The 19429-nt window shown below is 49.5% G+C and carries 19 protein-coding genes; 12 read left to right on the top strand and 7 right to left on the bottom strand.

The window, feature by feature from the left end; all coding sequences use genetic code 11:
- Positions 1–7: 7 nt before the first annotated feature.
- The 5 genes from benB to BFW38_RS11290 all read right to left on the bottom strand — a co-directional run bounded on the left by benB (position 8) and on the right by BFW38_RS11290 (position 4751).
- A complete protein-coding gene (benB, locus tag BFW38_RS11310) occupies positions 8–499 on the bottom strand; it encodes a benzoate 1,2-dioxygenase small subunit (protein ID WP_068998805.1) in 492 nt (163 codons plus the stop codon).
- Positions 496–1869 (bottom strand): Rieske 2Fe-2S domain-containing protein, encoded by a 1374-nt coding sequence (locus tag BFW38_RS11305; RefSeq protein ID WP_068998803.1) that lies wholly within the window; start codon positions 1867–1869, stop codon positions 496–498. Before BFW38_RS11305 ends, benB begins: the two co-directional genes overlap by 4 nt.
- A 157-nt stretch (positions 1870–2026) precedes the next feature.
- Positions 2027–3019 (bottom strand): catechol 1,2-dioxygenase, encoded by a 993-nt coding sequence (catA, locus tag BFW38_RS11300; protein WP_245686139.1) that lies wholly within the window; start codon positions 3017–3019, stop codon positions 2027–2029.
- 192 nt (positions 3020–3211) lie between these two features.
- Positions 3212–3502: a muconolactone Delta-isomerase gene (gene catC, locus BFW38_RS11295; protein ID WP_068998801.1), complete on the bottom strand. Its 291-nt coding sequence runs from the start codon at positions 3500–3502 to the stop codon at positions 3212–3214.
- A gap of 127 nt (positions 3503–3629) precedes the next feature.
- Positions 3630–4751, bottom strand: coding sequence for a muconate/chloromuconate family cycloisomerase (locus tag BFW38_RS11290; protein WP_068998796.1), 1122 nt, complete (start codon positions 4749–4751; stop codon positions 3630–3632).
- A gap of 107 nt (positions 4752–4858) precedes the next feature.
- Between BFW38_RS11290 and BFW38_RS11285 the strand changes: the two genes are divergently transcribed.
- Positions 4859–5761: a LysR family transcriptional regulator gene (locus BFW38_RS11285; RefSeq protein ID WP_068998794.1), complete on the top strand. Its 903-nt coding sequence runs from the start codon at positions 4859–4861 to the stop codon at positions 5759–5761.
- A gap of 44 nt (positions 5762–5805) precedes the next feature.
- Here BFW38_RS11285 and BFW38_RS11280 read toward each other — a convergent pair whose 3' ends face one another.
- Positions 5806–6600 (bottom strand): IclR family transcriptional regulator domain-containing protein, encoded by a 795-nt coding sequence (locus BFW38_RS11280; RefSeq protein WP_068998792.1) that lies wholly within the window; start codon positions 6598–6600, stop codon positions 5806–5808.
- Positions 6601–6862: 262 nt separating this feature from the next.
- Here BFW38_RS11280 and BFW38_RS11275 point away from each other — a divergent pair, with 262 nt between their 5' ends.
- From BFW38_RS11275 to BFW38_RS17985, 9 genes are all read left to right on the top strand, one after another.
- The gene (locus BFW38_RS11275) at positions 6863–7681 is read left to right on the top strand and encodes a CoA transferase subunit A (protein WP_068998790.1); all 819 of its coding nucleotides are present in this window, start codon (positions 6863–6865) and stop codon (positions 7679–7681) included.
- On the top strand, positions 7678–8454 hold the full coding sequence (locus BFW38_RS11270; RefSeq protein ID WP_068998788.1) for a CoA-transferase subunit beta: 777 nt from the start codon (positions 7678–7680) through the stop codon (positions 8452–8454). Before BFW38_RS11275 ends, BFW38_RS11270 begins: the two co-directional genes overlap by 4 nt.
- Positions 8455–8550: 96 nt before the next feature.
- Complete coding sequence (gene pcaF / locus BFW38_RS11265; protein ID WP_068998786.1) at positions 8551–9753, top strand: 3-oxoadipyl-CoA thiolase; 1203 nt, start codon at positions 8551–8553, stop codon at positions 9751–9753.
- A 101-nt stretch (positions 9754–9854) separates the two neighbouring features.
- Positions 9855–10646 carry an alpha/beta fold hydrolase gene (locus BFW38_RS11260; RefSeq protein ID WP_218186407.1) on the top strand — a complete coding sequence of 264 codons (792 nt, stop codon included), beginning with the start codon at positions 9855–9857 and terminating at the stop codon, positions 10644–10646.
- 414 nt (positions 10647–11060) lie between these two features.
- Positions 11061–11645 carry a hypothetical protein gene (locus tag BFW38_RS11255; protein WP_069000409.1) on the top strand — a complete coding sequence of 195 codons (585 nt, stop codon included), beginning with the start codon at positions 11061–11063 and terminating at the stop codon, positions 11643–11645.
- A 62-nt stretch (positions 11646–11707) separates the two neighbouring features.
- Positions 11708–12025, top strand: a complete 318-nt coding sequence (locus BFW38_RS11250; protein ID WP_175400976.1) for a hypothetical protein — start codon at positions 11708–11710, stop codon at positions 12023–12025.
- Positions 12026–12197: 172 nt separating this feature from the next.
- Complete coding sequence (locus BFW38_RS11245) at positions 12198–12593, top strand: DUF6678 family protein (RefSeq protein ID WP_068998784.1); 396 nt, start codon at positions 12198–12200, stop codon at positions 12591–12593.
- Between the two features lie 137 nt (positions 12594–12730).
- Complete coding sequence (locus BFW38_RS11240) at positions 12731–13210, top strand: hypothetical protein (RefSeq protein ID WP_068998782.1); 480 nt, start codon at positions 12731–12733, stop codon at positions 13208–13210.
- Between the two features lie 75 nt (positions 13211–13285).
- Positions 13286–13456 carry a hypothetical protein gene (locus BFW38_RS17985; RefSeq protein ID WP_175400975.1) on the top strand — a complete coding sequence of 57 codons (171 nt, stop codon included), beginning with the start codon at positions 13286–13288 and terminating at the stop codon, positions 13454–13456.
- Between the two features lie 392 nt (positions 13457–13848).
- Here the strand turns inward: BFW38_RS17985 and BFW38_RS11235 are convergent, their stop codons facing one another.
- Positions 13849–15765, bottom strand: a complete 1917-nt coding sequence (locus BFW38_RS11235; protein ID WP_068998780.1) for a methyl-accepting chemotaxis protein — start codon at positions 15763–15765, stop codon at positions 13849–13851.
- Positions 15766–16722: 957 nt separating this feature from the next.
- Here BFW38_RS11235 and BFW38_RS11225 point away from each other — a divergent pair.
- Positions 16723–17604 carry a HEPN domain-containing protein gene (locus BFW38_RS11225; RefSeq protein ID WP_069000407.1) on the top strand — a complete coding sequence of 294 codons (882 nt, stop codon included), beginning with the start codon at positions 16723–16725 and terminating at the stop codon, positions 17602–17604.
- Between the two features lie 483 nt (positions 17605–18087).
- On the top strand, positions 18088–19308 hold the full coding sequence (locus tag BFW38_RS11220; protein WP_139116614.1) for a hypothetical protein: 1221 nt from the start codon (positions 18088–18090) through the stop codon (positions 19306–19308).
- Positions 19309–19429: the final 121 nt, after the last annotated feature.

Genomic DNA, 19429 nt, shown 5'->3' with positions numbered 1-19429 from the left:
GGTTCAATTACAGGTGATAAATGTCGATCACCTGATTGATGTAGTCGTTTTTCAGAATCACTTTTTTGTCGATAATCAGCGGCTGTTCATCACTGCAATCTAGGGTGTAGAAAGAGGTACCGAAAAAACTGTGCGTCTTGTGATAGCGGTGGCTATGGGTCTGCCAGTTAAAGCGCACTTTCACTGTGCATCCTTCTCGTGCCAGGATTTCGAGATTGGAGGTGAGGTGGACAGTGCGCGGTTCTGGTAGAGAGCTGGCGCCGGAACGCTCCGTTTTGAGCCGGTGAACGCGATCTTCAAGCCCATCTCGATTGGGGTAATAGATGAGAGAAACCTCGGTTTGAGGGTCTTCAGTCAGCTCATCGTCATCAGTCCAGGCGGGCATCCAATAAGTGACATTTTCGTGGTAGCACTTGAGCCACTCATCCCATTCGCGATCGTCCAGCAATCGTGCTTCTCGGAAAATGAACGCCTGAATTTGTTCAAAGCTCATGCTCATGGGGACACCTCCTCTGACAGGGCAATCAACTGTGCGCGCTCAGTTTCAACGGCCTTGGACATTTCAGCGACCCAGTGTTGGTGGTGGGTGACGTAAAGCCCTTCATCCTCTGGGCGCACGCCACTTAGAATGGGCTTCATTTCAATACGCTTGGCCCATTCGTCAGGCCCTTCGATCCAATGTTGGGCGCCTCGGCTCATGTCATTCCATTTCAGACCTTTGGCCTGATAGCCCTCTTGGCAGCCACGAAACTCCTCTAAATCATCGGGCGTGCCCATGCCCGAGACATTGAAGAAATCTTCATACTGGCGCAGCCGTTTGGCTCGGCTCTCGGCTGATTCGCCTTTAGGGGCCCAGCAATAAATCGTGATTTCAGTCTTATCGACATCGATGGGGCGTAGCACCCGAATCTGGGTGGAGAACTGATCCATCAGATAGACATTGGGATACAGGCACAGATTCTTTGTTGTCCGCACGATGAAGTCGGCTCTTGGCGCGCCGAGTGTTTTTTCCAGGCGATCGAGGTGCTGATATATCGGACGAACTTCCGGGTTAGTCAGGCGTGTCCACAGCATCATGTGGCCGTGCTCGAACGCGTAGAAACCGCCTTCGTTAGACCAGCTCTTGGCATCGACCGCCTCGGTGCCGCCTTTCTCGTAATTGCGCTGGCCCATGGTCGAGAGATAGTTCCAATGCACGGTACTGACGTGATAACCATCGGCGCCATTTTCGGCAGTCAGTTTCCAATTGCCTTCATAGGTATAGGTGGAGGCCCCGCGTAGGATTTCGATGCCTTCTTCGGCTTGGTCGACCATGGCATCAATCACCTTGGTGGTTTCGCCGAGGTATTGCTCCAGTGGCAGCACGTCAGGATTTAAGCTACCAAACAGAAAGCCACGGTAGTTGCCGAAACGAGGCAGCGGCTTCAAGTCATGAGACCCCTCATGATTAAAGCTTGCGGGATAGCCGCCTTTTTTCTGATCTTTGGCTTTGAGTAAGCGACCATCGTTCTTGAACGTCCAGCCGTGGAAGGGGCAAGTGAATGAGCTTTTGTTGCCATGCTTCTTACGGCACAAGGTCGCGCCACGGTGTGAGCAGGTGTTGAGCATCGCCTTGAGTTCACCTGCTTGGGTGTGGGTGATCATCACTGGCTGACGGCCGATATAGGCGGTGTAGTAATCCCCAGGGGCTTCAATTTGGCTCTCATGTGCCAGGAACACCCAATTGCCCTCGAAGATATGCTTCATCTCCAGTTCAAACAGCGTTTTATCGGTGAAAATACTGCGATCGCAACGATAGCGACCATTTTTTGCATCCGCCTCGACAGCATTCACAATTTTCTTTTCAAGTTGATCGAGTTGGCGACTCATGACTGTCACTCCATATTGTTGTTATATGGCCATATGCTGATATGGCTGCCTGTCTTGGTGATCTGCCGTTGTTATCAACCCCGTGCATCCCGTGCATCGTGCATAAAGCCGCCCCACCAGCCTGACAGGACAAGCCGGTGGGCGCTTATTTTGGGGCTTAAGCGGTTGTCGGTTGGGATTCAGTGACTTCGCTTTCCAGCGCTCGCTGGCGTTGATGACGTGTTTGCAGTTCTGTTCTTTCGGTCGGCACTAGCTGGATGTTGAACTCGACCTTGGTAAACGGCTGCGCTAGGCCGAAAGACGCGGCCTCGGCGGGGTCTTCAATACGGTGAGCGTCAACGACCAACTCATCGCGTGTGGCGAAGGCGAAATCATCGTAAGTGTATTCGTCACCGGCCAGGTTGATCTGGGTGGTCAGGTGTTTGTAACCCGGTTTCGAGATAAAGAAATGGATATGGGCGGGGCGATTACCGTGACGACCGAGTTGATTCAACAGCTTTTGGGTCGGGCCTTCCGGCGGGCAGCCGTAACCGGATGGAATGATCGAGCGCGCGGTGTAGCGCCCTTGTTCATCGGTCGTGATGCGGCGACGCAGATTGTACTCACTCTGGGAGCGATCAAAATAAGAGTAGCCCCCTTTACTATCGGCGTGCCAGACATCGACCACCGCGTTGGCTAGCGGCTGGCCATCTTGATCGAGGATCTGTCCGGTCAGTATCATGACTTCGGCGGCGCTATCAGTACCATCGTCCATCCGGGCAAACGCATGATGTTGTGGCGCCCCAGCGACATAAAGCGGCCCCTCAATGGTGCGTGGTGTTCCACCGCTCAAGCCTGCTTGCTCATCTTCCGCATCAAGACGGATATCCAGGTACTTATCCATTCCTAGGCCGGGCGCCAGCAATGAGGCTTCACTGTTCTGGCCTAACTCATTGATGTAGTAAACGGCCTGCCAAAACTCCTCCGGCGTGATATCGAGATCTTCAATGATCTGGAAAACATCATGCATCACACGGTGAACCACTTGCTTGGCCCGCTCATTTCCGCCCGTTTTATTGAAACCGGCGACTTTGTGTAGCAGCTCTTTCACCTCTGCGGATTGCATGGTTCTAATGGACACTGTGTTAACAGTCGCTGTTTGTACGGTCATTTTGACTCACTCCATTACATTATTGTTGTTATGACTCGATGGTTGTTGTGACTCGATGGTTGTTATGACTCGATGAATGTTGTGATTTGCCCCGTGCTCTTATGGTCAGGTGCTTTTATGGTCAACGGTCAGGTGCTCTTATGAACACAAGCGATGGCTCACCGACGCCATTGGTTTAGCGGGTTTCGGGGGTTAGCGATCATCCTCATGGATTGATGAAGGGTGTCGGCATAAAGGTGCGACGCTGATCTCCATGTAAGGGAATAGTGGTAGCTGGCTGATGATCTCTTGAAGCTCTTCATTGCTTTGGACATCGAAGATGCTGACATTGGCGTAGCTCCCCGCAACACGCCATAGATGGAGCCACTGACCTTGCGCTTGCAGCTTTTGCGCATAGGCTTTTTCTCGCGCCTTGATGTCGGCGGCGATCTCTTCGGGCATGTCGTGCGGGATCTTCACGGTCATCTCGACTTTGAACAGCATTTTTCTCTCCCCTGTGCTGGTAGCGCTTTGCTTGGGTTAAGCTTTGTTCGGGTTAAGCTTTGCTCGGTTTAAGATTTGCTCTGGTTAAGTTTTACTTGGGTTGAAGTGTGATGACCGTTGGCGCAGCTCAGTCTTTACGGCGATAAAACGCCAGCTTCTCTTCATCGATCTCAATGCCAAGGCCCGGCCCGGTGGGTAGATCAACACCGTTGTTATGGAAGTTCAGTGGCTGAATGACGATGTCATCTTTCATTAGTAACGGACCAAACATCTCAGTGCCCCAGTGCAGCTTTTCACAGGTCGACCAAGCATGTAGGGCGGCGGTTGTGCCGATCGTGCCTTCTAGCAGGGTGCCACCGTACAAGCCGATCCCCGCTGCTGATGCCACAGCGGCTTGTTCGAGTGCGCGTAAGGGACCGCCTGCCTTGGCGATTTTCATGGCCACCGCACCGCTGAACCCCAGAGCCGCGAGGTGGTAAAGATCCTTGGCATTCGCAACAGCCTCATCGGCCAGGATGGGGAGATGAAACTTCTCGGACAGGCGCACCAGGCTGGCTAAGTCCGCCATCGGTGTCGGCTGCTCGACTAAATCAATCCCGGCCGCCTGTAGCTCCGCCATGCCTTTGGCCGCGGTAGATTCATCCCAGGCTTGATTGACATCAACACGGACACTGGCCGTATCCCCAACGGCTTCTTTTATCGCGGCCACATGGCGGATGTCCTCCATCAAGGCCCGGCTGCCGATCTTGAGCTTGAAATCACAGTGGCGGCGAGTTTCGATGAAGCCCAATGCCTCATGAATATCTTGTGTGGTATCGCCGCTGGCGAGAGTCCACAGCACCGGAAGATGTGAATGCACCGCACCCCCTAAAAGGGCGCTAAGTGAACGGCCCGTACGCTTGCCATACAGATCCCAAAGGGCGGTTTCAATAGCCGATTTAGCCAGCCGGTTGCCGCGGGTTGAGCGTTCTAGCATTACCCGTAGAGTATTGATATTGTCAGCAAGCTGCCCGATCAGCTGTGGTTTGAAGTAGGTATCGATCGTCAGCTTAATGCTCTCTGGGCTTTCCGGGCCGTATGAGAGGCCGCCGATAGTTGTGGCTTCGCCAAGGCCTTCAAGCCCTTCAGAGTCCTTGATCCGCACGATCACCATGCTCTGAACGCCCATGGTGGTCATCGAAAGCTTATGAGGGCGAATCGTCGGGATGTCGACGAGAATCGCTTCGATAGAATGAATAGTGGCGGACATGGCCTCTCCGTAATCATCAGTAATCAACCCTGTGATTCAGAAATTACGGGGTTCTTTGGGCTTGAACCAATATTGATTAAGTAGCGACCAATACCCTGGAGGTATGGATGGAGCTGAGACACCTGAGATACTTCATTGCGGCAGCAGAGGAGGGCAATCTCACGCGGGCAGCGGAAAAGCTGTTTATGGCTCAGCCGCCGCTGACCCGACAGATCAAACAGTTGGAAGAAGAGCTGGGGGTGGCGCTGTTTATCCGTAAACCCCGTGGGCTTGAATTAACCCCCGGGGGTGAATATTTTCTCGAACAAGCCCGCCAGATTCAGGACAAGGTGAAGGCGACGGTTGAAGATACTCGCCGTATTGCTGAACACCGCAAAACGGTGTTCTCCATCGGCTTTGTGCCCTCCGTGTTCTACGGCCAGTTGCCGAAAATGATTCGACGCTTGCGGCAGAATAAAAATCTGGAAATTCTGCTTTATGAGTTGAAAACCCGAGAGCAGGTTGAGGCCCTGAAAGTGGGTAAAATCGACATCGGCTTTGGTCGGATCAATATTGAGGACCCGGATGTTGAACAGCAGTTATTGTTTGCTGAACCGCTGATTGCGGCAGTGCCTGAAGGGCATGTGCTGGGGCAGCAACCGCTGACCATGCAAGCGCTTTCAGCATGGCCCTTAGTGGCCTTTCCCTCTGGCCCTGGCCCCAATTTCTCGGATATTACTCAAGCGCTGTTTCATAGCCGAGGGCTCAAAATCAATGTGAGCCAGCAGGTGAACGATCTTCAAACTGCGCTCTCTCTGGTGGCCTCAGATATGGGCTTTACCCTAGTGCCCGAGCAAGTGCGTAAGCTTCATCGTGAAGATGTCGACTTTCTCACGTTAATTGACTCCGACATCAGTATTCCGGTGATTGCCTCGCGTCGGCGCGGAGAAGCCCCTAATTCTGTCATGCGGCTGGTGAATACCATTTTGCATGAACTGGTCGATAACCGCTTGAGTGGACGTTATCCCTAACGACCTCAGCGCATGCCAACGGTGTTAATCGAGTATTGAGGGGATTATTGAGTATTTAACCTCACTTGCTCGGCCACCGATTGCAGGTGGGGCAAATATTGGTGGTGCAAGGTGTCCATACTGACACGAGCCGCATTGGTACTGATGTTGATGGCGCCGAGCAGCTCACCGTGACCGGCGAAAACCGGCACCGCCAGTGATCGTAGCCCCAAATCCAATTCCTGATCCACTACGGCATACCCCTGTGCCTTGGCTTGACGAATTTCGGTTTCAAGGGCACTGCGTGTGGTGATGGCGTTGGTTGTAAAGGCCGTCAGTTGCACTCGATCTAAAAACGCTTGCAGCTGGGGTTCAGCGAGCTGCCCAAGCAAAACCCGCCCCATTGAGGTATAGGCCGCAGGGAGGCGAGTGCCGATGGATAAGTTGATAACCATCAGCCGGTGCCGTGCGGCCGATCTCACCACATAAACCACGTCATCGCCATCCAGCACTGCCAGCGAGGATGACTCCCCAAGCTCGGCGGTGATGCCTTCTAGATACTGTTGAATCACGGCGCGGTAATGATCCGAAGCCTGATAAGCGTAGCCTAATTGCAGCACCTTGGGCGTGAGTTCAAACAGGCGGTCGTGACGCTTGATAAAGCCTAAGGCATGTAATGTCAGCAAAAAGCGCCGTGCTTTGGCGCGATCCATCTGGGTCTTGGCGGCCACTTCACTGAGCGTCATGCGAGGGTGCTCCGCATCAAACGACTGCAGCACTTCAAGACCTGCCGCCAGGGCGCCGACGTAATCTCGATCTTCAGGTTTTAACACGGGCTCATTGGCGAGCGTGTCATCCATGGGCTTTCTCCCGTCATTGTTAACCGCTTATTTAACCGCTTGAATGCGCATCTTACCTTAGTGTTCGTTATGCGAACAGGATCGAGAGGTGGTGAAATAAGGCTTAGAGGTCGACTGATCGACGATTTTTGGACTTGACGGTTCAGCCTTAGTCATTCCATGATGTTCGTTATAAGCACTTAAGTTCGTAATACGAACAAAAATAAAGTCAGCAATTGATTAATACGCTGATCAATCAGTCGATCCACGAAGAGGTGCAGTCATGGCTGAGTTTCTTTCCCTTCAAGCGGCGGTGAGCCGCTACATCGACGATGGCGATACGGTCGCGATGGAAGGTTTTACCCACCTGATTCCGTTTGCAGCGGGTCACGAAATCATTCGGCAGGCCAAGCGCGATTTAACCCTGATCAGGATGACCCCTGATCTGATTTACGACCAGCTGATCGGGGCCGGGTGTGTGCGTCAGTTGATCTTCTCCTGGGGCGGTAACCCAGGCGTGGGCTCTTTACACCGCTTGCGTGATGCGGTTGAGCAAGGTTGGCCCAACTCGGTTGAGATTTTGGAGCATAGCCACGCGGCCATGGCCTGTGCTTATGAGGCGGGCGCGGCGGGGCTCCCATTGGCGGTGCTGCGCGGCTATGTGAGCAGTGACTTACCTAAGGTCAACCCTCAGATCAAATGCATCGAATGCCCTTTCACCGGCGAACAACTGGCCGCAGTGCCTTCGATTCGGCCTGATGTGGCGGTCGTGCATGCTCAGCGGGCTGATCGACAAGGCAATGTGCTGATTGAGGGCATTGTCGGGGTGCAAAAAGAAGTGGTGCTGGCGGCCAAACGCAGCATCGTCACCGTTGAAGAGATTGTGGATGATCTCGGCGCTTCGGTGAATGCCTGCGTTTTGCCAAGCTGGGCAGTCACGGCGATTGCACAGGCGCCGCAAGGGGCCAAGCCTTCCTACGCTCTGGGCTACTACGAACGAGATAACGCCTTTTACCAAGCATGGGATGAAATCGCCCGCGATCGTGAGCGTTTTCAGGCTTGGTTGAACGATCATGTGCTTGAGCAAGGAGCTGTGTCATGACGCTAGAATTTACCGCATCGGAAATGATGAGTGTGACCGCTGCCCGTGCCCTGACCAATGACATGACCTGCTTCGTTGGGATTGGTCTGCCAAGTGAGGCGGCGAATCTTGCGCGCCTGACCCACGCGCCAGAGGTCACCTTAATCTACGAATCGGGCACCCTGCAGACTAAGCCCGAGATCTTGCCGTTATCCATTGGTGATGGCGAGCTTTGTGAATCCGCGCTGACCACCGTTTCGGTACCGGAAATGTTCCGTTACTGGCTTCAAGGGGGGCATGTCAGTGTTGGATTCCTGGGTACCGCCCAGATCGACCGCTATGCCAACCTGAATACCACTTTGATTGGGGATTATCGTCATCCCAAAGTGCGTTTACCGGGAGGCGGCGGTGCCCCCGAGATTGCCACCAACGCGCATGAAGTCTTCATTACGGTTAAACACTCCAAACGGACCTTTGTTGAAGCGGTCGATTTCATTACCACGGTCGGGTTTGGTCGCGATGGTAAAGCGCGGGATGACGTCCCCCATATCGGTCGTGGGCCGACTGTCGTGATCACCGATCTATGTATTCTCAAGCCGGACCCGACCAGCAAAGAGTTGGTTGTCACCTCATTGCACCCTAACGTCAGCCGCGAAGCCGTTATTGAGGCCACCGGTTGGGAGATCCGATTCGCTGACTCACTGGAGACGACACCGTCCCCCAGTGCTCATGAGCTGGACGTATTGCGTCGCTTGAAAGCGCGAACCCAGGCCCATCATGCGGGGCAGTCGTGATCAGAACGCCGTGATAAGCCTTCTGAAATGAGCCCGTTTGGGATGACCCCGCAGGGATGACCCTGCTGAGATCAGTCAACAGAGAGAAATCAGCCGATGACCGATGTATTGATTTGCCATCCCCGTCGTACCGCGATTGGCCGTATGGGCGGTGCGCTATCCAGCGTGCGCCCGGATGACTTGGCCGCCCATATCTTCAATGCCGTATTGGACCAGGTGCCCACATTGGATCGGGCTGCCATTGATGAAGTGATGATGGGGTCTGCCAACCAAGCGGGTGAAGATAATCGCAATGTCGCACGAATGTCTGCCTTGCTGGCGGGTCTGCCCGTCTGTGTACCTGGGACAACACTGAACCGTCTGTGTGGTTCGGGAATGGATGCCGTTGGCACCGCTTTTCGCGCCATTCGTGCGGGTGAGTTGGATCTAGTGCTGGCCGGTGGCGTGGAATCGATGTCTCGTGCCCCTTATGTCATGGGGAAAGCGGACAGCGCCTTCACCCGTAGTCAGCATATTGAAGATACCACCATTGGCTGGCGCTTTGTGAACCCCTTAATGAAGCAGCAATACGGCGTCGATTCGATGCCGGAAACCGCTGAGAACGTGGCCGAGCAGTTTAATATCTCGCGGGAAGATCAGGACCTATTTGCGTTCCGCTCACAACAAAAAGCCGCTCAAGCGCAAGCGGCCGGAATCTTTGCCGAAGAGATCGAGCCGGTCTCGATTCCGCGTCGTAAACAGGACCCTTGGGTTTTTGAACACGATGAACATCTGCGGGCGACGAGCTTGGAGAAGCTGGCTACCTTACCGACGCCGTTTCGTGAAGGAGGGAGTGTCACCGCCGGTAATGCCTCGGGCGTTAATGATGGCGCCGCTGCCATGCTGGTCGCCAGCCAAGCGGCGGTGGATCGGCACGGCCTTAAGCCGATGGCGAGAATTCTTGGCATGAGTACCGCCGGTGTTGAGCCGCGCATTATGGGGATCGGCCCTGTACCGGCCACCCAAAAATTGCTGCAACGATTGGGGATCACGGTTGATCAGCTCGATGTGATCGAATTGAACGAAGCCTTTGCCGCCCAAGGGTTGGCGGTATTAAGAGCCCTTGGTATTGCTGATGACGACCCTCGGGTCAACCCCAACGGCGGTGCTATTGCACTGGGTCATCCGCTGGGGATGTCCGGCGCCCGTCTGCTGATGACGGCTGCTCACCAACTGCAACGTACCGGTGGACGCTACGCACTATGCACCATGTGTGTCGGTGTCGGGCAGGGGATTGCAACACTAATTGAACGTGTTTGATCACCGCAATCATGGTGCTGAGTGCTGAGCACCGTCATAGTCGTTTCGAGCACGATAAGATGATCGAGCGGTATCAGCCAAGACGTAATGATCTGGAGTTGATGATGTCAATGATTACACTGAATGATCGCCTTGTGGCTTACCGCCTACTCGGTGATTCACACAAACCCTTGATGATCATGGCGCACCCTTTAGGGATGACCCAGAACATCTGGGATGACCTGTTGCCCGATTTATTGGCTGAATTTCGAGTGCTGACGTGGGACTTGCCCGGACACGGTGCCAGCGGTGCCTGGCCCGAAACGGTCACCACCGTTAGTCCGCAACACTTAGCTGAGGAGGCCTTGGCACTCGCCCGGCATGCGGGGGCCGAACGCTTCCATTTTGTCGGCACCTCCATTGGCGGCGTGATCGGTCAGCAGCTGCTGGCTGCATCGAGCGAACACTTGCTTTCCGTGACGCTGACCAACACCGGGGCCCAGATTGGCACCGCTGATGCCTGGAACACTCGTGCTGCCAAAGTGCGTGAACTGGGGCTAAGCGCCATGGCGAGGGAGATCGTGCCCCGCTGGTTTGGGCCCGTTGCCTGCCGTCAACAACCCGCCCTACTTAAGGGCTGGCAGCATATCCTGGGTCAAGGCGATGCCCACAGCTATGCCTTACTCTGCGAAATGCTCGGGCAAACAGATTTTCGAGCAACGCTGGGGCCGTGTGAGCCGTTGCCTCAATTGATTGGGGGAAGGGATGACATGGCCACCCCAGCGGCAACGCTCAATGAACTGGCTCAAATCTGCGGCGCGCCAGCTCCCATCATCATGCAAGATGTCGGCCACGTACCTGCAGTAGAAGCCCCCTCACAACTGAGTGCCCTGATTCTAGCGCATGCGCATTGAAGCCTCTGGCCCTGTTTGAGCTTTGTTGAAGGTGCGGTGGCTTAAATCTTATCGACTCGCCTCGTGCTAAGGGCGTTAACCCTTGACATCACCGCCTCGGTGTCCCGCGATCGCCACAATAGCGGTGACATCGCAGGCGGTTTTTTATTCTTGTGCGCTGCTTATCCTCTGATTCAAGTGATATCGGAGCCCTAAAGCGATGGATTTAAGGTGCTCTTTTTGGGCAGCGTAATGGTGATCAACTATGTCTGCTTTTGGATACTATTTGGGATCATTTAAGAGAATGATCTAATCATTCACTATGTCTGCTTAATGTGCTCATTAATGTCAGCCGGAGATGTTTATACCATTAATGACGCTTTTATTTTAACTCACTATAGGTCATCGCTTATGTCAAATGGGGAGCCAGTTCAAATGGAATTTGTACAAAAGAAAAGATCTACTAAGCATGTGTTTACACTCTATGATCATTATTTTAATTTTGCTTATGAGGATCGATCTGGATCGAGTGATGGTGATCTTCATTATGCTGATTTTCCTCAAAAATCATCAATTCAAATAGAACAAAATGAATGGCTTAGAAATGTAGGCTATCTTTGGATGGTATTGGGGGTGCTACAATTTGGCTATGCTATTTATGCTGATGCTTCATTATCCGGTAAGGGCGTTTGGATTCTACTGGGCATCGCATGCATTATTTGGTCCAATTATTCAAAGGTTAAATATACCGTCTTCCGGTCTGGTCGAGGCAACATTTGGGTGATTCAAGACAAACAGCATGATCAAATCATTGATGAGATTAATAAACGAAGAAAATCTCAACTTTTACAATGGTTCGGGGATGTTAATCCAGAAAATGATCTAGATAATGAAATACAGAAATTTCAATGGCTCGCAGAACAAGGCGTCCTCAGTGAGGCAGAGTCTGAGAATAAAATAGCACAAGTCGAATTTCTGAAAATAGAGCATTCAGGCGTTCAAAGAGAATGGTTAAACTGATAACGTTTTGAACTAGCAATGTTTTGAACTAGCAATGCTTTGAATTAAAAAGTAGGCCTACCATGGAAGATGAAAAGAACTGGAAGCTAAAACTACGATACGGAAAAGAAACCACACCATATCGACATTTTACGGTTTTAGGTGATGGCATTGTGGGTGACCTTGCTGACGGATTTAAGTGTCGAAAAGGCCCCGCAATAATGGCAATGAAAACGTGGGCCACCAACGCTGACGAATCTGCTGACATGCTTGGCGTCATCGGTAGGCAAATTGGTTTTGAGGCGACGGGAGACATCCAAGTATATGAAACAGAACCCGAACAGCCCCCTAAAGACAACCCGTTTGGTTATGACATCATGTTCACACCATATGATGAATAACCCCAAACCTAATAAGACTCGGTATCACTGAATTGCGGTTTAATAGCCCCAGTGCTGGATTACTTGGGGTGTAAATCCATGAGCGACTTGCGCGCCTGGTTGAGCTGTTCTGCTCGTCATAACGGGGGCGTGGGTACTGGCCATGCTTATTGGCTTTTAAATGATGTCGAATATGCGAAAAACACTCGATGTAGCGATATCTCGTTATTCATGTGCTTTGATGAATAATACAAAATGGAAAGAGGTTTTGACGATCCTTGCTGACGCTCGGCATCCCTTCCAACTCGCGTCGGTTGGCCAAGAAAAGTTTGGTATAGAAGAGATCTTAAGCATGGATGCACTTGAAAGAACGTACGTCAAAGACGTCTTGGTTGGCGGTCCTATTATGTACAAAGATATTTACGCGTTGCGTTTTCCACGTTTTAAATCATATCGCAACCCTCAGACGGGGAGAGTGCAACATAGCGAAGACGCAAGTGACGCTGTTCTGAAAAGACTCTGTCAGTTGGGCGAGCTTCCCCTCGAAGTGATGGAAGAATATGCGTACATCTGGGGTTATCGTGACTGACCCCTCGCTGAGTGCTTAATTGGATGTCAACAGACACTCATTTTAGAATGACGTTATCTCATCCAAGATACTTCGATAGGCTGTCTATTTTGGGGCTCGTTATTCCCCTGAGAAAAAACGCAGGAGCGATATTAAAAATGTTAAATGTATTGGCCAATAATGATATTAATCATATACAAGGGACGATAATGAAAAGAACTTTGCTAGTCATAGTTTTAAGCTTTCTAAGCCTATTGGCTCACGCATCTGATGTTTGTGATGGCGCTTCAAGAGAATTTGCAGCGGCTGTCGAGGTCTATAAACAGGAAGGCGGAGCCGCATTTATGAAGCGTTTTCTTAAAAATGGGCCGCTTGAAAACGATACGAGGTCATTAAGTCAGGCTCAGACGCTTGGCCAAATAGAACAGTTTTTTGGCCCGTTACAAGGCTCATCGGTATTAAGTACGAAGGCCTTAGGTGCTAAGTCCTGCTATATCATTGGAATTCTTGAGTACGAAAACGGACCAGCATTTGCTGTCGCCAATTACTATAGCGGATCCCAGGGTATAGGGGCTACATCGATGTTCTTTCGAACTGAACCAGAACAAATATTGCCGAAAGAGTTTCTGGTTCAATAAATAAATATTTAACAAGGCGCATCAATTCGCGGCCTATAGCCGCGCGACGCCCTTTACATTGCGGCTCCGCCTCCATTGCAAGTGCGCAGTTGTGCACTGGTGTTATACCACTTTCCTGATGTCGAAACACAATGGGATTTATATTTGGCGAAAACCTACTCACCAGAGGCACTCCGAATGAAGAATTTCGAGGAAGAGCAAATGCCAACGGAGTGGTTTCGTGACTGGCTACAACAACTGGCATAACCATGTAATTAACGGGATACCAACTACGCTGCGCTCGCTCCGTTGACGGCCATTACCATTAGCGTTGAGGTTGAAGAAAAACTCGAAATTGTCCTCTGGCTGGGCTGGATCAGGCAAACGAACAAGTACTGATCGGCATGCCTCGCTTCAAGCACAGTCACGACGCCATGGTCGTGATCGACTGAGGGGGCATATTTCTGTGTCACCCGGTGCTTCATGATCCTCGTATCTGTTAACACAGCCCCCTCAAGTCAAACTCATGGTGTCCGCAAGCCTGCCGTAAGTCCGCTCCAGTTCCACCACCCAAAGCCTTTCCCACTTCATCATCCGCCCTTTATCGATAAAAGGCGGGTAAACGTTGAATATTACAAACCGCGGTAATCCCCCCGTTTTTAGCCGGTGTGCTGGGATTTTGATGTGTGCTGGGATTTAAAGAAAGACATCACTTCTTTTTGTGAAGCCGCTAACTGGGCCAGTTCATTCGCGGCTTGCTGAGTCTGGTTAACGGCAGAAACATTTTGATTCACAAGGTCCAGTGTCCGCTGAGTGTTGCGCTCGATATCTTCGGTAATGCAGAACTGTTCGTGTGAGGCCGTGGCCACCAGTTTGTTGATATCTGCAATCGCGTTGACGGCTTGAGCCACTTCATCAAAGGCCGCTTTGACCTCTTCTGAAAGTTCGACGGAGGCTTGGATTGCTTTGACGTTTTCCGCCATATTATTGTTGGCTTTTTCTGACTGAAGTTGTAATTGGTTAATAATATTTTGAATCTGAGCGGTCGATTCATGTGTCCGCGCAGCAAGGTTGCGGACTTCATCCGCGACAACGGCAAATCCGCGGCCATGTTCACCGGCTCGAGCGGCTTCGATGGCGGCGTTCAATGCCAGTAGATTGGTTTGCTCTGAGACTGCACTGATGACATCAGTCACTTCACCAATATTTAAAGTGTCATGTCGCAGTTGGGCAATCATCTCAGCGGTTTCTGTGACGGACTGGTTGATGGTGGCGGTCAGTTGAGTGGCATTGTTGAGGGCTTGTTGGCCTCTTTGCACACTTTGAATGGCGAGATCCGCTTGTTGGTCGGCCTCGGTCGCATTGGTGCTGACTTCACGAGATGTACTTGACAGTTCAGTGATTGAGGCGGTGACGGTTTCAATCTCGGCCAATTCGTGACGTGAATTCGTGGCGGCATCGTCCATCACGTTGGTCAGTTCTTCGGATGAGGCCGAGACGTTGTCAGAAATGGTCAGGCTGTTTTGGATGATATCTGAAAGCTTTTGATTGAGTTTGATAATCGACGCATGAATACCTGAATCATTGGCGCTGGTTTTGAATTGATGGGTGAGGTCACCTTGAGCCAAGTTCGCAATGATTTGAGAAATTTCTTCCGGCTCTCCGCCAATGGGACGATAGACCAGTCGATTGACGCCCAGGGCGACGATGAAGAGGGCCAGTATGCCGATGACCAGAAAAATGACCAGTGAGCCGATGAGCATTTCGTGGCTCGGTTTGGAGGTGACATCGTCCCAGGTGTAACTCACGACGGACCAGTCTCGATCCGGTAATGTGCTTTTGGTGGCTAAGGCTGTGCGATCATTAATGTCATACTTCAGTACGTCATGTCCGTTTTTGAACTGGTTGAAGCCTGGACGGAGTTGATGAATATTTTGTCCGATCATTTCGGTTTTTTGGGCGGAAACAACGTAGCCTGAATGATCGTAAACGAAGACTTGGTTGTTTTGGGTCAGGTGACTGATGAAATCACTCAGCATGGAGACTTTCAATGTGATGGCCACTACGGCAACGACTTGGCCTTGGCGATAAATCGGGGCTGCCAGTGCAAACACGTCTTCTTGCTCGCCTTCTCCAAAATAGGCTTTGGTGATGATGTCGTGCTCGCCTGCAAAAGCCCGTAGATACCATTCTTTCTTCAGTTCTTTGGCATTGAATCCTGGAAAGAATCGTCCGTTTTCGAAAGAGCGACCATCTTTTAATGCAACGAATGCAGCCTGAATGTTCGGGTCAACCGATTTTAATTGAGTGAGCGCTTGAGTCACTTGGTCAGTGTCTGCAAACTGATTTTGTGCGTTGAATTCGACATGAAAGCTGTTGAGCGCATTAAAATAACTATTGATCTTTTCGTTTAATGTGGTGGCGATAAGGTGTGTCTCAAGCGTTTGGCTCGATAGTGATTGGTCATCATTAAAGTGACTAAACCGAATATAGCCATTCCATGTTTGAACCGCTGAGATCACAAGTATGAATAAGAGCGAGAAGAATAGAATTCGTTTTTTTAATGAAAGTGTCATTATGCTGCCTTGCTTTATCGATTGAGGATCGCGCGATTCAAATGATGTAACGCTTGTGCTGTTGGCAGAATAGAGCCGTTCTCGTATGTGTTATAGACGCTTTTTTACCTGCGCTTTTAGCGTGCGGGTCAATCCATCACTTCGGTATGACGAGGTTTGATAGCCGGTGTGTCGGTCAGTGTGCCTGTTGATACAATGAGACATGTCGTGCTATATCATTGTAACGCATTGAATTTCGTAGTGTTAGAAAAGCTCAGTATAAAATATGAGCTTGATCAATGGCATGTCTCTTTTATTAATTGTGCAGGTATGAGTGTTTTTAGATTTTTTCAGTATTTATTTTTTTAGAGTTTTCTTTATTAGTTTTTATTGAATTATTTTTGGGTTTTAATATGGTGGGCGATTTATGATTAAAATTGAATAGGCGTTGCTATGCGAGGCCTTTATCGATAGCCCTCTATAGATAAGCCTATCTATAGATAGAAGCCCCTAGCGTGCCGTCCGGTGAATTAATTTATTATCAATAACACTCAGCTTTGCTCGTGCGACTGAAGTCATAATCGATTCTGCACTCTTGTGCCAGCGGAACGGCTGCGCTCGCTTCTCGTTATGAGTTTGGATCAAGCGACGAACCGCCTTTTTTAGTTCGCCAGCACTGGTAAAAATGCCACGGTACAAAGCACGGCGCATCTGTTAACACAGCCCCCTCAAGTCAAGCTCATGATGTCCGTAAGCCTACCCCCCAGTCCACTCAAGCTCCACCACCGGAAGCCTTTCCCAGTTCATCATCTGCCCTTTATCGATAAAGGGCCGGGTAAACGTTGAATATCACAAGCGACCGCTTTGAATTGAATCACATTCTTTTCAGTGATGTGCGCACCGTGAGCGGTGGCGGTGTTCTTTGTCTGCCCCTTCTTTTATGCTATGGCGATTCAGTCACAGACCAAGCGTTGTTTTATGAGAAGATCCCTCGACCACCTGCCCGAATATAAACAGCGTGAGCTGGCGACGATCTCGACGATTCTGCGCGATACGCTGGAAGACTACCTTCAGGGCAAGAATGGGAGTAAAAGCGAGTTTCGGATCTTAAAAATCATCCTGTTCGGCAGCCATGCTAAAGGCCGTTGGGTCAACGATCCGGTCAATGGCTATATCAGCGATTACGATATTCTGGTGATTGTGAACAAAGCCGCGTTGGTGGAAGAAGACCTTGTCTGGCGCAGTGCGGAAGAGCAGATCGAACGTAAAGTCAAAAGCGCACCGCTAGGGTTAATTGTGCATACCTTGGAAGACGTGAATGAACAGCTCAGACAAGGTCACTACTTTTTTACCGATATTCGTGAACAAGGCATCTTGCTTTATAACGCCAATGGGAAGGCACTCGTTGAACCGGGGAACTTAACCGAGGAAGAGCAACAGGAAATCGCCCGTAAGCATTATAAGCAGTGGTTTGAAAGTGCGGTTCAGTTTATTGCTTTACACCAAGTGACGATGCAAAACCATTGGTTTAAAAAAGCTGCGTTTTTACTCCATCAAGCAAGTGAACACTTATTCGCCTGTACCCTACTGGTCTGCACTAACTATTTACCCAAGTCCCACAACATCGAAAAACTGGGAAAACTATGTGCCCAAATTGATCCTGAATTTGCAACGATTTTCCCGCTCGATAACAAATTCCACCGCCGCTGCTTCCGTCGCCTGCAACGGGCTTACATTGAAGCCCGCTACTCTGAGCATTACGAAATCACCGAAGAAGAACTTCATTACCTGGCCGGAGAAGTACAGCGTTTGCAAGAATTAACGGATCGGGTTTGTCGGGAGAGAATTGGAGAAGTTTGAGCTAGCCTCTTTCGCTTGCAAGCAAACTCCTACAACCCTTCGATGAACCTCGGAATTTTCTGTGGGCGCCTGCTTGCAGGCGATTCTGTGAAGGGCTGGAATCAAACCAACGATGTCGATGCATACCCCTGTGCCCTGCCATCATCAGCTCATGCTTGAATACATATATATCACTATATTTATATATAATTGATTGGGTTGTAACGGCCCATAGCGCGTCAATCCATGTCAATTAATGCGCATTTTGGACTGGCATCATCACAGAAGATGTTTCAATATTAAGAAGCCATGGGTATGGCACTGTGAAATAGTGAGCACAGAATTTGATACAAACGAGTATGCGTACTTTTTACAAGAGGTAGACGTCAAAGATATGTAAAAATATCTTTAATTCAATGGGTTAACATTTTTTTATTTGTTGTCGCCTTGAGAAAAGTACGCATGCGCGATATTAACAATGTTAAAGGCACAAGGAGGCTGTCGTTGTATTCTAATATTTTTGACCACCCAGACATGAAAGATGCTCATATTTTTGAGCTTTCAAACTCTCCTTATAAGGCTCAGTTTTATGACGGTTCGTTCCATTTTGAAAGTAATACTAAAAAGATCGGGATAGTCGATCAGTTTCAAGGAAAAAGGCCCGCGGTATTAAATAGAGAGTTTGTTGTAGAGAGAAAAGAGTTACAGTTTTATATAGTTCATACTCTGATACTAGACTCTCATATTGTTGATGGGTTGCACCGCTTTATATCTGGAAAAGGTAAATTAGACATTGATACTAGAGTTGTAACTATAGATTTCCTTAAACATGTTTCACAATTAAATTGTGACTACAGTCCTATGTTTTATCTAGCCGAGAATATGGCTAAATCTTCTAAAGAGCAATTTTTAAAGACTTCAAGTGAAAAGTTAGCATCTGTATTAAGATTACATTGTATGGAAGAGTCTTCTTTCGTTGAAAACGAAGAGATCAAATACAAAAAAGAGGCATTAGACCATTACTATGATTTATATGGTGCTTCGAATCTTGATGACTGTGGTGCTAACTGGGCTAAATCCCTCGTTGATGCACAGGAATTGAAATACTATATAGACTTAACAAGAGTGTCTTATGCTTGCCTTTTAAAGATGGTTTTAATTCATTTTATGAACCCCGCTATAAATGAAAAAAATATTCTCGCTAAAAACAAAGAATTCGAAACCTTTCTGACTTCAGAATTAAACATTCTGATGGCTAGAGAAGTGAACCTAGCACTATATTATTTTTCAAACTTTGCTGGTAAGTTTGTAAACGTACAACCAAATATGTCTTTCGCAAAAGCTGTTAAGAACTTAAAAGCCACCGCTTGGGATTTGCTCCTGTTAAGGCTACCTGAGTTTTTGTTAACACCTTCAAATCTTCCTGAAATAAATACAGCTTATATAGTTAGCTCTGAGGAAAAGCTTTTATCAGTGGGAGATATGTTTAATTTAGAATCCATTTTTTATTCTGACTTAAAATCAAATGCATCACCAAAGTTAAGTTTTAATGCTGAGATCTTTGAGCCCGTAATATCCAAAGGTAAATTAGATGCTGTATTCAGAGATAGAGAGCATTTATCAATACGTCGTCTACAAGAAAATTTAGCCGCACCGATATCAGATAGTAAACTAAATTGGTTAATAGAAGACCTTGAAAACCAATTAAAATACCTGTGTGCATAGTGTGCCCTTAACAAGGCCATTAAGTCGGATTCGTAATAGCTTGCTCGATTCCACTTCGTTCCACATTTTAGCAAGCTATTACTCACCGCTTATGGCGGCGTTATGTTTTTTGTGCCTGAAA

This window comes from Terasakiispira papahanaumokuakeensis, from assembly GCF_001709345.1.
GTDB lineage: Bacteria > Pseudomonadota > Gammaproteobacteria > Pseudomonadales > Halomonadaceae > Terasakiispira > Terasakiispira papahanaumokuakeensis.
Note: the sequence above shows the minus strand (reverse complement) of the source record. Positions and strands in the feature narration are given on the sequence as shown.

Coding starts and splice junctions, on each gene's coding strand:
- benB (WP_068998805.1), bottom strand. CDS start 499: ATGAGCATGAGCTTTGAACAAATTCAGGCGTTCATTTTCCGAGAAGCA.
- BFW38_RS11305 (WP_068998803.1), bottom strand. CDS start 1,869: ATGAGTCGCCAACTCGATCAACTTGAAAAGAAAATTGTGAATGCTGTC.
- catA (WP_245686139.1), bottom strand. CDS start 3,019: ATGACCGTACAAACAGCGACTGTTAACACAGTGTCCATTAGAACCATG.
- catC (WP_068998801.1), bottom strand. CDS start 3,502: ATGCTGTTCAAAGTCGAGATGACCGTGAAGATCCCGCACGACATGCCC.
- BFW38_RS11290 (WP_068998796.1), bottom strand. CDS start 4,751: ATGTCCGCCACTATTCATTCTATCGAAGCGATTCTCGTCGACATCCCG.
- BFW38_RS11285 (WP_068998794.1), top strand. CDS start 4,859: ATGGAGCTGAGACACCTGAGATACTTCATTGCGGCAGCAGAGGAGGGC.
- BFW38_RS11280 (WP_068998792.1), bottom strand. CDS start 6,600: ATGGATGACACGCTCGCCAATGAGCCCGTGTTAAAACCTGAAGATCGA.
- BFW38_RS11275 (WP_068998790.1), top strand. CDS start 6,863: ATGGCTGAGTTTCTTTCCCTTCAAGCGGCGGTGAGCCGCTACATCGAC.
- BFW38_RS11270 (WP_068998788.1), top strand. CDS start 7,678: ATGACGCTAGAATTTACCGCATCGGAAATGATGAGTGTGACCGCTGCC.
- pcaF (WP_068998786.1), top strand. CDS start 8,551: ATGACCGATGTATTGATTTGCCATCCCCGTCGTACCGCGATTGGCCGT.
- BFW38_RS11260 (WP_218186407.1), top strand. CDS start 9,855: ATGATGTCAATGATTACACTGAATGATCGCCTTGTGGCTTACCGCCTA.
- BFW38_RS11255 (WP_069000409.1), top strand. CDS start 11,061: ATGGAATTTGTACAAAAGAAAAGATCTACTAAGCATGTGTTTACACTC.
- BFW38_RS11250 (WP_175400976.1), top strand. CDS start 11,708: ATGGAAGATGAAAAGAACTGGAAGCTAAAACTACGATACGGAAAAGAA.
- BFW38_RS11245 (WP_068998784.1), top strand. CDS start 12,198: ATGCGAAAAACACTCGATGTAGCGATATCTCGTTATTCATGTGCTTTG.
- BFW38_RS11240 (WP_068998782.1), top strand. CDS start 12,731: ATGTTAAATGTATTGGCCAATAATGATATTAATCATATACAAGGGACG.
- BFW38_RS11235 (WP_068998780.1), bottom strand. CDS start 15,765: ATGACACTTTCATTAAAAAAACGAATTCTATTCTTCTCGCTCTTATTC.
- BFW38_RS11225 (WP_069000407.1), top strand. CDS start 16,723: ATGAGAAGATCCCTCGACCACCTGCCCGAATATAAACAGCGTGAGCTG.